This is a genomic window from Enterococcus alcedinis (assembly GCF_014635985.1).
GTDB classification, from domain to species: Bacteria; Bacillota; Bacilli; order Lactobacillales; family Enterococcaceae; genus Enterococcus_I; species Enterococcus_I alcedinis.
In genome coordinates this window covers 211417-225272 of the sequence record NZ_BMDT01000001.1, presented here as the reverse complement: position 1 = coordinate 225272, position 13856 = coordinate 211417, and the positions used below count along the sequence as shown (strand labels likewise).

Here is a 13856-nt window from a genome sequence, read left to right as displayed (position 1 = left end):
CACTAGCCTTTTAAATCGTTTTTCGCTAAACTATTTAAAAGAGGTGATTCGAATGAAACTTGGACGATTCCGAATTGGTATGCGAACAATAAAATCTTCATTAGCTGTCATGATTTGTATATTACTTTTCCATTTCTTTAATCGGGGAGAAGCAATGATTGCTGCTTTGGCAGCCGTTTTTAGCTTAAGACAAGATATGCCAACAACCCTTAGCTTCGCACGTTCTCGTGTTCTAGGTAATATTATTGGTGGGGTTGCCGCCTTACTTTATTTATTTATCCAAAATCTTATGCCTCAATCTTTTCTTGTCGAGCTGTTGTTCGTCCCTCTGACTGTAGCTCTCGTCATTGTTTTATCCGATGGCATTAACAATCATGCCGGTATTATTTCTGCTATTGCCACTTTATTATTAATTTCGCTCAACCCTTTAGGCGACAGATCATTCGCCTTTGCTTTCCAACGTATTTTAGACACCTTTATCGGAACGCTCGTCGCTGTTAGCCTGAACTATTTCATTCCTTTAACGACTAATAAAAATGAGTAAGACGCTATGTTGATTATTATAGCCTCTTACTCATTTTTATTTTTTTATTCATTCGATTTTAACGCTTCAATCATATCCACTTTTTTTAATTTTTGATACATCACAAAGCCAACAACCACGGTAAAGAAAACGGTTATCAAACTTGCAAAAACGTAACTAAGGTTATGGATTTTCGGCGAAAACATCAGCATGTCTAATTCAACAGTTGTTAAAACATAGCCATGTAAAATTTTACCAAAGATCAGACCGATACCGACCCCAAAAATCGTTAAGAAGATATTTTCTCGATAGATATACATCGTTACTTCCTTATCATAAAAACCTAAAACTTTAATCGTCGAAAGTTCACGAATCCGCTCGGATATATTAATATTATTTAAGTTATATAAAACGATAAACGCTAATAATCCTGCTGAAATAATCAAAATCCAGACAACCAGATTTAAAATCTCCGTCGTATCATCGAGGGCAGTTGAAGAATCCGAAAGGAACGACACATTGATTACACGATCTAACGACATGAGTTGACTAGCAATACTCTTTTCTTCCTCTTTCGTTAACGATTCATTAAACAGTAATAATTCGCTATTAAATGCCGGTTTTTTTTCAAAAACTTTCTCATAATATTTTGGTGACAAGTAAGCAAAATGACCGACATAATTTTCAACAATCCCTGAGATTTTGATTTCAAACGTTTGATTATCCGCATTTTTCAACTCTAAAGTATCACCGACCTCAAGAGCAAATAACTTCGCTAATTTCTCATTGATAATTGCACCTTGATCATCAAGAGTTGATACCTCTTTTGTCTGACGATTTTGAAATGAAACAAATGCGGGAACATCTTGTACTCTTGCTGGCACATAGACCGTTAAATCTTGCCGGTTCTCTCCTGTCTTTTCAGTGGTTAAGTTTTCAGCTGCCATCGCAAGCGATGTTTTTAAATTGGTTAGTTGGCTACGTTCTTTTTCATAAGCTTTTTTCTCTGCGCTATTTGAATCTTGCTTAAAACTAACAATCCCTTGATAGTGCCAGATTTGATTAAATTGAATCGGAACAATATCACCAATTGAGTTTTTCAATCCAAAGCCCGTCACAATCATCGCTGTACAGCCGGCAATCCCGAAAATCGTCATTAATGCACGCGATTTGTAGCGGAATAAATTACGCATAGTGACTTTTTGGTTAAAATTCAATCGTTTCCATAACGGTTGTATTCGTTCAATTAAAATTTTCTTACCAGGCTTTGGCGCTTTCGGTCGGAGCAATGTTGCTGCTGTACTTAGTAAATCGACTCGTAAGACAATTAATGAAATACCGACTGTACAAAACAGACCGACTGCCAATCCAATCAATGAATACGAAGCATACCATGGGGTTGAAAATTCCTTAATACTATAGAGCTGACCGTAAGCTTGAATAATAATCGTTGGGAATAAATAAAAGCCTACGATTAAACCGAGTAGCGTTCCTGTTAAACCCGCAGCTAAAGAATAAATCAGGAATTTTTGTGCGACTTCACTATTTTTATACCCTAATGCCTTATATGTTCCAATTTCCATTCTTTTTTCTTCAATCATACGCCCCATTGTCGTTAAACTAACCAGCGCAGCAATTAAAAAGAAAATCGTTGGAAAAACAGTCGCGATGGAAGAAATACGATTGGCATTTTGTTCATATTCCAAATAGCCCGGATTGCTTTCTCGTAAGATCAACGTAAAGGACGCTTCTTCTAAGTCATCCAATTTCGCTTTTTCTTTCGTTAATGTTGTTTGCGCTTTTTCCAGTTCTGGAATTTTCTCTTTTTTTAACTTTTCAAACGCTTTAAACTCTTTATCAAACGTTGCCCGCGCGGCTTTTAATTCTTTTTCTGTGGCGTCTAGTTTTTGCTGTCCGCGTTCTCTTTCAATTAAGAATGCTTCTCGCCCACTAGTTAATTGCTTGCGACCTTCACGTAATTGTTGCTGCGCTGCACCTAAATCCTGTCTACCTTCATCTAATTGACGTTGTCCCGCTTCAATCGCCTGTAGGCCAGCTTCTAATTCCGCTCGTTGCTGTTCAAGACCTTGTAATTGCTGTTCAATTTCTTGTCTTTGACTCGAAAGAAGTGTTTGCAATGTCTTCATTTCATCATTAATCGTAGCGATATTCTCTAACGTTAATCCCTCAATCATGACATCAATTAACCCTTGTAATTCAGACGCATTCGGCAATTGCTTCGCTAATAATTGTAGCAAGCTTTTCAAATCTTCTAATGCCTCGAGTTGCTCTGATTCCTCTAAGTACTCAAGCTGATTCAATAGTCCTTCAAATTCTTTAAAAATACCGTCCGCTTCATCTAACTGAGCCAGTGCCAATTCAATTTCATCCATTTGATTGAACACCTGCGTCAATTGTTCTTGATAAGCCGTTAATTTCCCTTTATTTTGGTCCAATTCCCGTTGTTGACGATTTAAAAAATCCGTTTGTTGATCTACTTCGACTTGAGCCGCTTCTAATTGTTGTTCCTGGCTTTCAATTTCCGTGCGTGCTTTTGTGATTTCGGTTTGAAATGTTTCTTTTCCTTCACGAAAAGCTCGCTCTCCAGCTTCAAGTTCTTTCTTTCCACTCTGTAACTCTTTTTCGCCTGTTTCTAATTGTTTTTTAGCATTCGTTAATTCTTCTTGGTTTTGATTGATTTCTTTTAAAGCCGTTGCTCGAATCTCTTCCAGACGTTCTTTTTTTCTTGGCTCGAGTAATTTTGTTAAGTGCGCCTTATTTTCTTTCATCTTCTGTTCATAATTTTCAGAATAGGCCGTTTCATTTATCACATTTTTAAAAGAGACAAGCATTCTACCATAAGCTTCCATCTCAAACACTTCTGGTAAAACAAAGGCGAAGGCATCAATTGCACCATTCCCAACATTTGTGTTTCCTCGCTTGGCATTATCAATGATTTCTGGACTTTTCACAAAACCGACAATTTCAAATGAATGTTCTTTTAATTGATTGTTTGGATCATCCTCTTTAGCAATTGTAAATGTCTCACCAATTTTATAATTGGCATTTCCTTGTAAAATATGATCCAAAACAATTTCATTTGCTTTTTTTGGATAACGCCCTTTGACTACTTCTAATTGATTAATCGAATCTTCTTGATCTGCACTCAAGAAACGAAAGACTTGATTGCTTTTACTGGAATGAATATCAAGTAAGTATTGCATTGACACTTTGTTGATTAATTGGTCTTTTTCAACGGTTGCTTGATCTTCCTTGGAAAAACCAAGCGAAGAGTAGACGCTCACATCTGCTAATTGATACTTTTTGAAGTAATCATCTCCGGAACGAATCATATCTGGTCCCGTCGCACCGATACCGACAAAAAAAGCGACACCTAAAAAGATAATCCCCAAAATCGATAAAAACCGAGCTGGTGAATTCGTAATTTCTCTTAAACTGGTTTTTAATAAAGCTGTTTTTTTCATCAATCTTCTACCACTCAATCTCTGAAATTGGTGTTGGTTGTTCATTCACTTCAATGCTGCGAACTTTGGCATCGTTAATTCGAATAACGCGATTCGCCATTGGAGCAATTTGTGAATTATGCGTGATGATAATCACGGTTGTTCCTGTTTTGCGTGCAGCATCTTCTAATATTTGTAAAATTTGTTTTCCCGTTTCATAATCAAGTGCTCCTGTCGGTTCATCACATAATAATAATTTAGGTCGTTTCGCTAAGGCACGAGCAATCGTTACACGTTGTTGTTCACCACCCGACAATTGTGCGGGAAAATTGTTCATTCGATGCCCTAAACCAACTTGTTGTAAAACTTCCGCCGGATCAAGTGCATCTCGCACAATTTGAGAAGCCAACTCGACATTTTCCATCGCTGTTAAATTCGGGACTAAATTGTAAAACTGGAAAACAAAACCAACGTCACTACGACGATAATTCGTCAATTCTTTGTCTGAAAAATGAGCAATATCAATGCCATCGATAATAACCTCACCACTATCACAACTATCCATGCCACCTAAAATATTTAATACCGTTGATTTACCCGCGCCACTTGGCCCTAAAATCACTGCGACTTCACCTTTTTCGACGTTAAAAGTTACCCCGTCGTTTGCAAAAATCTCAGTATCGCCCATTTGATATTTTTTGACTTCATTAATTACTTCAATATAACTCATCTACACGTCTCCTCGATTCTTTTCAAGGTCTATTGTATCATAATCATTGTTTTCTTCCATTGATTTAAAAGGAGAACAAAAAAAAGAGAGGATTCATCCCCTCTTTTTAAATATTTTATTAAGCGTTGTATCGTTTTACACCATCTAAATAAGTTGCAGCTAATGTCATGTCAGGATTTAAAACAATAAAATCAGCATCACGGCCAGCTTTAATCATGCCACAAGTATCGGCAATGTTACAGCTAAGTGCCGGTACGTAACTTCCCATTAATACCGCTTCTTCAGGTTTCGCTAATTCCCAATCAACGACGTTTTTAATCGCTTCTTTCAGTTTTAAAATACTACCCGCAAGATTACCTTCCGGCATACGAACAGTCCCATCTTTAACAACCACCGGGAATTCACCTAAAATATAGTCCCCATCTGGCATCCCACCAGCCATCATACAGTCGGTAATCAAAGCAATATGTTCATGTCCCACTTTATCAATTAAGACTTCAGCGGCCTGTGGATGAACATGATGCCCATCACAAATCAACTCGGAGAAAACTTTTTCTAATGTCATTAAGGCGCCGACCATCCCTGGTTCGCGATGATTCAATCCGCGCATACCATTAAAAGCATGGACAAAAACGCTAGCACCAGCATCTACAATCTCAGTCGCTTCTTCTAATGTTGCATTACTATGGCCTAAAGCAACAACAACGCCTTCTTTTGTTACCGTCTCTACGAAGTCTCTTGTTCCTTTACGCTCAGGTGCTAATGCAATTTTTTTAATGATGCCGCCCGATGCTTCTTGCCATTCATTAAAAATTTCTAAATCTGGATCTCCAAAATACGAAGGGTTTTGCGCCCCTTTGTACTCTTCGGTAAAGAATGGACCTTCAAAGTAAATCCCTTGAATCTTAGCTCCTGTCACTTCACTTTTAACTTCACCAAGCGTTCTAGCAACTTTCGTCAGTAATTCACGGCTAGAAGTTAAGGTTGTCGGTAAGAAAGAAGTCACTCCACAAGCTAATAACGCCTCTGACATCACTTTGATTCCTTCTGCATCGTTATCCATCACATCATGATTCATATAACCATGAATATGAGTGTCAACTAAGCCTGGCGCAATCCATTGACCGCTATGATCAATGATGTTTGCTTCCTCAGGTAATTCTTTGAAATGTTGGCCAAATTTCCCATCAATAATCTCTAAATAACCTTTTGTTTTTGTTGTTGAATGATAAAAAAACTTGTCTGCTTTGATAAACGTTCTCATTAAGCTCGCCCCTTATTTGATTACTATAGTTAAAGTACTCCTATTTTTTTTTAATGTCAAGCTCAGCACGCATTAGTCTTGGACAATTCGCTGAACCATTTTTGCTAAAAAGAAATATTCTGTTGCTTCTGCGATTTGCTGCGTTTCTTGTAGCAGCTGTCCATTTAGCATGAATAACTCTTCTAAATAATAATAGCTACAAAATTGCTGCGCTAAGGCCATTCCTTCTTGGACAATTTCGAAAGATTCTTCATAATGCTCTAACTCAAATAACACATCACCATAATAATAATAGACTTTATTTAGTTCAAATGTCCTTCTTTCCTCTGGCAAACCATCTACCAACTGATAGACTTTTCTTAATTCAACTAATGCTAATTCCAGTTGACCTTTTTGATGGTACATTCGCCCTAGATCACTCATCATTTGAATTTCAATCGTTGAAAGATTCAGACTCTCTCGGTTATGTGTCGATGAGATAGCTTTTTTTAAAAGCTCTAAGGCTTTAATTGGTTTCTTATCAACATGAAAGGCGCAAATACTCAAATAGTAATCGTATCTTTGAAAATCGGCTTCTAAATAAAGAGTACTTAGCAGACTCTCATCCTTTAATAATTGTGCAAGTTTCAAATAATTTTTCTGAATAAAATGATGATGAATTTTATTGAATCGGTCATTTCTTCCATGGATTTCTTCTGATTCAAATTGCATTAATTGATCCAATGTGACATCTAGTCGCTGACAAATTTGTTGTAAAATGACAACATTTGGTAATTCTTCATTATTTTCTACTCGACTAATTAAACTTTGCGCACAAATACCTTCTGCTAACATTTTTTGTGTCATTCGATGCGCTTTCCGCAAATTTTTTAACGTTTCACCAAGTGATTCTTGTTTATTTGACATCCCTTCACCCCTCATCTTCAAAATATGCGAATTTGCATTTTAAATTTACCATATTTTGTAACATAATACAAAAATAGAAACTATTTTAAAAATGTGCATCATACTAGACAATCGATTGGAGTGTTGGTCATGGAAACGCAAACAAACGTAACATTCAAGTGGGAAAATGCCACTTTATTAGGTCTTATTGAGAAGGAGTACGAAAATTCATTTTTAATTGAAGTTAAAGAACCTTCTGAAGAAATCATTGAAAAATACAATGGCAGAATGGTTGTTAGTAAAAAGATTTGTCAAAAATTAACTGACTAAAATAAAGAAATAAAAAAACCTATGTATTCACAACTTTTCGTGAATACATAGGTTTATTTAATTATGCGGTCGATGGGATTTGAACCCACACGAGTTTCCTCACACGGCCCTCAACCGTGACTGTCTGCCGTTCCAGCACGACCGCAATCTTCATCATTTAATAATGACAATAACAAAATAGTACCGATAAATAACAGGATTGTCAATATGAATTGAATGTTTTTCTGTTTTTTTCTAAAAACTCTTAAAATAACCGATTGATTTAACAAAAAAAATGGTATGTTTGACAATATCTTTGTTATAATAGAAATCATTTAATGGGATTGAAAAGAGGGAAATCAATGAGAAAATTTGAAAAGTCAACAAAGCTTAATGGGGTAAGTTATGATGTTCGAGGACCGGTTTTAGAAGAAGCCGATCGTATGCAAGATGAAGGGATCAGTATTTTAAAATTAAATACAGGAAATCCCGCGACTTTCGGATTTGAAGCGCCTAATGAAATTGTGCGTGATTTGATTTTAAATGTTAGAGAATCTGAAGGCTATTCAGATTCTAAAGGGATTTTTTCTGCCCGCAAAGCGGTCGAGCAATACTACCAAGTCAAAAAATTCCCCAATTTAACGATTCACGACATTTATACTGGTAACGGTGTGAGTGAACTCATTACCATGTCGATGCAAGGTTTGTGTAATAATGGGGATGAAATTCTCGTACCTATGCCTGACTATCCACTTTGGACAGCCTCTATTTCATTAGCTGGAGGCAAAGCCGTTCATTATATTTGCGATGAGCAAAGTGAATGGAATCCAGATGTCGCTGATATCCGCTCAAAAATAACATCGAAGACCAAAGCGATTGTTTTAATTAATCCAAATAATCCAACAGGCGCCGTGTATCCAAAGGAAATTTTAGAAGAAATTGTTAAAATTGCTCGCGAATTTGATTTGATTATTTTTTCAGATGAAATTTATGACCGCTTATTAATGGACGGACATGAACACATTCATATTGCAGCTTTAGCACCTGATAGACCTGTCATAACTTTTAGCGGCTTATCAAAATCGCATCGAGTGGCTGGTTTCCGCGTTGGATGGATGGCAATTAGTGGCGATAAATCGAATATAAAAGGATATATCGAGGGCCTCAATATGTTGTCTTCTATGCGTCTTTGCTCAAATGTTCTTTCTCAACAAATCGTTCAAACTGCTCTAGGTGGGCACCAAAGTGCAGATGAACTTATGCTGCCTGGCGGGCGAATTTATGAACAAAGAGAATTTATTTATAATGCTATTAACGACATCCCTGGACTTTCAGCAGTCAAACCTAAAGCCGCTTTTTATCTTTTTCCAAAAATTGATACGAAACGCTTTAATATTTATGATGATGAAAAATTTGTTTTAGATTTTCTACATGAACATAAAGTTCTTCTCGTTCATGGCGGTGGTTTTAACTGGCATACACCTGATCATTTTCGGATTGTATACCTCCCAAATATGGACCAACTGGAATCAATGACAAAACGTATGCGCCAATTCTTAGAAACATATAAACAAAAATAAAAATAGACAAAAGAGCATGCCTTTTTTCAATAAAAGGTTCTCTTTTGTCTATTTTTTACTTAAAATATTTTCCTTCTGTTAAATCATCACGCTCTTGCTCAATCATACCTTCTAGCGAGCGTTCTAGTCGCATTCTCTTTTTCTGTGTTTTTTCAGTTGCTTCTCGTATTTCTTTTTCAGTACCAAATTTACGCACGCTAGGATCGCCATCTTTACGTTCTTGATAAGGTGTCAAATCGGTATCGAATAATAAATAGCTCTCAGTCGCTTTTTCCATCGAATCCAGTAATTGATTCTCAGTGATTGTCGTATCTTGTTCTTCTGGAATAATTGATGCTGGGATATATTTAGGTACAAAGTAAGAACGACCCGAATATTGACGTTTGACTGATGGGACACTCTCTGCTGCTTTTTCTTTAACTAAATAAGAAGCCTGCTTCGGTGCGTCACCAAAAAATTGTCGTTTCCCTGTCTTCGTCACTTCCATCTCAACTCTTTTTGAGTAATCCGGTAAATTCGAACGATGGCGTTTCAACTCTTCTTTTTGACGAATTGAGTGACCGGCTTTACTAGCAACACTTCGGTTTGAGCGACGTAAATCTTTCAATCCTCCTTTATTATTCTCTTTTTTAGAGTAAAAAGGTGTTTCGCTTTCCTCGGTTAAAATCCAGTTCTCATCACTTGAAAAAGGCGTTCGTTTTTCTTCTCTTTTAATTTTGACTCCTGTTTCATCTGAATAAGCTGGGAAACAAGTGTGTTTTCGTTTAATTTCTTGCTCTTCTCTCATCGTTTCTCATCCTTTAAAAAAGATTTCCTTTATCTTACCATACTTTCTTGTTAAGGAAACAGTATTTTAAGAAAGATTCTTGACTTACTTCACCAAACGGAGACAATCAAATGCCGCAATCGTCGCCCCTTGTAACTTTTCTTGAATATGAATCCCAACAATAGCTGGCTCTGTCATAAACACCAGGGCTTCCGAGATACTCTGGGCTTGACTCGTTGGATTCACAATCAAAGCTTCATAATCGTTTCCTTTCACTCGTAAAACACCAAATAAATTAGATGTATAAAAAAGATCAATCGTTCCTTCAATTAAAATAGGATTCTCTTTTCGAACAGCAATCCATTTTTTACAAATAGCTAAAGTAACTAGATTACTTTGCTTCCATGGGAAGAATTGACGATTTTCGGGATCTTTATGCCCCGTTAGTCCAGCCTCATCACCATAATAAACACAAGGGACTCCGATAAAATAAAACAAGATAGCAAAAGCTAGATTCAATTTCTTTAAATCTTGATCTAACATCGTCAAAATCCGTTCCGTATCATGAGTTCCTAAGCTATTCAAATTATTATACAGTACTGCATTCGGATAGTTTTCAATAAGAGTTGTCAACATTCGTGCAATTTGTTCTGTAGTGTTCGTTTGATTCAACAAAGCCAAAATCGCACTCCGTAATGGATAGTTCATAACACCTTGTAAATGTTCACCTAGCAAATACTGGCGTCGTTGTTGATAAGAAATCTTATTCGAAGCATCTTCCCAAACTTCGCCGATCAACACTTTTTCCGAATATTGATTGAGTCTTTCACGAATTCCCTGGATGAATAAATCAGGAAGCTCATCTGCAACATCGAGACGCCAAGCGTCGACACCACGTTTTGTCCAGTAATCAATTACACTATGGTCGCTACCGTAAATCATTTGTTGGAAATCTGTATTCCATTTATCAATCGTCGGTAAATCCTCAATCCCCCACCATGATTGATACTGATCAGGATATTTTATAAATTGAAACCATGAGAAATAGGGACTTTTCGGATTATGATAGGCGCCAACCCCCAGACCATAAGACCCATCACGATTAAAATAACGACTATTTTGTCCGACATGGCTAAAGACACCATCTAACATCACTCGGATACCATTCACTTGCAACGCTTCAATTAACGCTTCAAAATCCTCTAACGTACCTAAAATAGGATCAATCATAAAGTAATCTGATGTATCGTAACGATGATTACTATTTGCTTCAAAAATGGGGTTTAGATATATAGCCGTAATTCCTAACTCCTTCAAATATGGAATTTTTGCTTGAATCCCTTTTAAATTTCCCCCAAAAAAATCCCATCTTAGAATTTCACCGGCCGGATTTTTAATATACATTGGTTGGTCTTCCGGCGTCGCATAAAGAAACGTATTCGCTTTCGGTTGATTGATTATTTGATTCGGATTCCCATTAAAAAATCGATCTGGAAAAATTTGATAGAAAACCGCCTCTCGATACCAAGTAGCGGAGATCTCTTGTGTCTGATAACAGGTTATTTGAAATTCCCAAAGATTTTTTCGATTACTTTCGATCCGTCCCTCTCCTCCTTGATAGGCACCATAGAACAAGGGCATCGCTTGATCCTTTACTTGAATTTCAAAATGATAAAAATAAAGTCCTTTCCCTTGATTTAAGCAATATTCGCCAGAATAAAAACTATCTTGCCCTGCTGTTAACAACAGATGCATTGTCTCACCAAAATCTTTATGAATCACTAAATAAACGTTTGTCACCTGCGGTTCGGTAACACGAATTTGAAATTGAATAACTTGGTCACAAATAGACGCACCAAAAGGTTTTTTATATAACGTCTTCCAAGGATTAAAATAGATTGTGCTCATAAAAGCTCCTTCCTACTTCGATTGATGAGCAAAGAGCGGTTCAATATGCCATATATCATCGGCATACTGCTGAACAGTATGATCAGCAGAAAAGGTACCTGCATTAGCAATATTAATCAAACACTGTCGTTGCCATTGTTCTTTCTCTTGATACATTCGCTCGATTTTATTTTGAGCCGCACAATAAGAATCGAAATCTCTTAATAAGAAATATTCATCATTATAGACTAACAATGAATCATAAATTTCACGACCTTCTTGTTCAATGTTGGGAATTTCACCATCAATCAAAGCATTTAAAACCCGTTGAATCGTCGGATTATTTTCATAAATTTCTCTAGCTGAGTAGGATTGGTTCTCGTAATAGGCATAGACTTGTGCTTCTGATAGTCCAAAAATAACAATATTGTCATCCCCGACTGCATCGCGAATCTCTATATTTGCACCATCCAGTGTCGCCAAAGTAATCGCCCCATTTAACATGAGTTTCATATTACTTGTTCCCGAAGCTTCTTTTGAGGCAAGTGAAATTTGTTCACTCACATCTGCCGCCGGAATAATTTTTTCAGCTAAAGACACATTATAGTTCGGCAAGAAGACAATTTTAATTTGATCATTGATTGTTGCATCATTATTAATTAATTCCGCTACTGCATTAATCGTTTTAATAATTGATTTGGCATAATGATAACTTGGTGCAGCCTTTGCTCCAAAAATATAAACTCTCGGATGAATTTTTTTATTTGGTTGATCTTTTAACTCAAAATATTGTTTTAAAATATGCAATAAGTTCAGCAACTGACGTTTATAAGCATGTAGCCGTTTTATTTGAACATCAAAAATCGCATCTGAATTGATTAAAATCCCTGTTGTTTCTTCAATGTAAGTCGCAAGTTGGATCTTTTTACTGGCTTTTGCCTGACCAATTTTTTCTAAAACAGTCGTATCATTTTGATAATTCAATAACAACCTTAAATCATTTGGATTTTTACGCCATGTCTGACCAATCGTTTCATCAAGCACTTGACTTAACGGCTCATTGGCTAGTTGCAGCCAACGTCGTTGAGCAATCCCATTGGTTTTATTATTGAAGCGATCAGGGTAAATCAAGTAAAAATCATGTAACACAACCGATTTCAAAAGATCAGAATGTAGTTTTGCTACACCGTTCGTACTGTGACTACCAATAATCGCAAGGTGCGCCATATGAATCGTTTGACCTTGGATAATCCGCGTCCGTTGAACGAGTGCTTCTGGATGAATCGTCGCCATTGAAAGCACGTAACGGCGATCAATCTCCTCAATAATTTGATACATACGAGGCACCACTTGTTTCATTAGTTTGACCGGCCATTTCTCCAAAGCTTCAGCTAAAATCGTATGATTCGTATAACTCATGACTTTCCCAGTTAAATCCCACGCTTGCTCCCAACTAAGCTCCCATTCATCCAACAAAATCCGCATGAATTCGGGAATACATAAAGCTGGATGAGTATCATTGATATGAATCGCTATCTTCTCGCTCAGAACACTTGCCGGTAAATCCAAACGTTGGTAGTAACGTAAAATGCTTTGAATTCCCGCTGAAACAAAGAAATACTCTTGCGCTAAACGAATAAAGCGCCCACGTTCATTCGAGTCATCTGGATATAGTACAGCTGTTAAATCTTCGAATACACGGCGTTCTTCAATGCTGCGGTACTTCCCTTCTTCCGCATAAGGAATCTCAATACCCCATAAACGCATCGTATTTACAATCCCATTTTGATAACCAACCATGCCGGTATCATAAGGCACCGCTCTTAAAATACGTTGATTTTCAGCGACAACAGCTAAATGCCCATTGGTTTTCTTCGTAAAAGAAATATCGCCTCCATAATGAACGTTTACAGCTTTACTGTCACGACGAATCTCCCAAACATTCCCTTTTTTCAACCAATCATCAGGCAATTCGACTTGATAGCCATCAACAAATTGTTGTTTGAACAAACCATAATCGTAACGAATACCATTTCCATTTCCCGGTAATCCTTTTGACGCGATCGCATCCATAAAGCAAGATGCCAGTCGTCCTAACCCTCCATTGCCGAGCGCCATATCTTTTTCTTGCTCGACAATCTCTTCTAAATCAATCGCTAAATCAGCCAATGTTTCTTTAACCAAATCATATAAGCCTAAGTTCAATAAATTACTCTTTAATAATTTTCCTGGTAAAAATTCAATAGAAAAATAATAGACTTGCTTTTGTTGTTCCTTCAAATAATTTTTCCACGTTTTTTGCCACTGTTCATTTGAGATCCCTTTGATTGTACTTCCCAAACTAAAAAAGATTTCTTCAGATGTTGCATCTTCTAATTCAATGGCGTAATCTTCTTGTAAGTTTTTTCTTAATTCACGGACTAGTGCTTTCTTCGTCAACATCAAATC

Annotated in this window: 10 protein-coding genes and 1 tRNA gene; 3 read left to right on the top strand and 8 right to left on the bottom strand. The window is 36.8% G+C overall.

What is annotated here, in order from left to right:
• The first annotated feature begins 52 nt into the window (after positions 1-52).
• Positions 53-544 (top strand): FUSC family protein, encoded by a 492-nt coding sequence (locus IEV09_RS01095; RefSeq protein ID WP_188366413.1) that lies wholly within the window; start codon positions 53-55, stop codon positions 542-544.
• 44 nt (positions 545-588) lie between these two features.
• Here the strand turns inward: IEV09_RS01095 and IEV09_RS01090 are convergent, their stop codons facing one another.
• From IEV09_RS01090 to IEV09_RS01075, 4 genes are all read right to left on the bottom strand, one after another.
• Complete coding sequence (locus tag IEV09_RS01090) at positions 589-4008, bottom strand: FtsX-like permease family protein (protein ID WP_188366412.1); 3420 nt, start codon at positions 4006-4008, stop codon at positions 589-591.
• Positions 4009-4015: 7 nt separating this feature from the next.
• A complete protein-coding gene (locus IEV09_RS01085; protein WP_188366411.1) occupies positions 4016-4717 on the bottom strand; it encodes an ABC transporter ATP-binding protein in 702 nt (233 codons plus the stop codon).
• A gap of 118 nt (positions 4718-4835) precedes the next feature.
• Positions 4836-5981: an N-acetylglucosamine-6-phosphate deacetylase gene (gene nagA, locus IEV09_RS01080; RefSeq protein WP_188366410.1), complete on the bottom strand. Its 1146-nt coding sequence runs from the start codon at positions 5979-5981 to the stop codon at positions 4836-4838.
• Between the two features lie 72 nt (positions 5982-6053).
• A complete protein-coding gene (locus IEV09_RS01075; protein WP_188366409.1) occupies positions 6054-6887 on the bottom strand; it encodes a helix-turn-helix domain-containing protein in 834 nt (277 codons plus the stop codon).
• A 129-nt stretch (positions 6888-7016) separates the two neighbouring features.
• Between IEV09_RS01075 and IEV09_RS01070 the strand changes: the two genes are divergently transcribed.
• Positions 7017-7196, top strand: coding sequence for a DUF2187 domain-containing protein (locus IEV09_RS01070; RefSeq protein WP_188366408.1), 180 nt, complete (start codon positions 7017-7019; stop codon positions 7194-7196).
• A gap of 64 nt (positions 7197-7260) precedes the next feature.
• Here IEV09_RS01070 and IEV09_RS01065 read toward each other — a convergent pair.
• Positions 7261-7341 (bottom strand) — tRNA-Leu (locus tag IEV09_RS01065).
• Between the two features lie 196 nt (positions 7342-7537).
• On the opposite strand from IEV09_RS01065, the gene IEV09_RS01060 reads away from it, so the two are divergent.
• The gene (locus tag IEV09_RS01060; RefSeq protein WP_188366407.1) at positions 7538-8755 is read left to right on the top strand and encodes a pyridoxal phosphate-dependent aminotransferase; all 1218 of its coding nucleotides are present in this window, start codon (positions 7538-7540) and stop codon (positions 8753-8755) included.
• A gap of 55 nt (positions 8756-8810) precedes the next feature.
• On the opposite strand, the gene IEV09_RS01055 is transcribed toward IEV09_RS01060, so the two are convergent.
• The 3 genes from IEV09_RS01055 to IEV09_RS01045 form a co-directional block, all read right to left on the bottom strand.
• The gene (locus IEV09_RS01055; RefSeq protein ID WP_188366406.1) at positions 8811-9542 is read right to left on the bottom strand and encodes a hypothetical protein; all 732 of its coding nucleotides are present in this window, start codon (positions 9540-9542) and stop codon (positions 8811-8813) included.
• 84 nt (positions 9543-9626) lie between these two features.
• Positions 9627-11429 (bottom strand): glycoside hydrolase family 13 protein, encoded by a 1803-nt coding sequence (locus tag IEV09_RS01050; protein WP_188366405.1) that lies wholly within the window; start codon positions 11427-11429, stop codon positions 9627-9629.
• Positions 11430-11441: 12 nt separating this feature from the next.
• A complete protein-coding gene (locus IEV09_RS01045) occupies positions 11442-13847 on the bottom strand; it encodes a glycogen/starch/alpha-glucan phosphorylase (RefSeq protein ID WP_373281467.1) in 2406 nt (801 codons plus the stop codon).
• Positions 13848-13856: the final 9 nt, after the last annotated feature.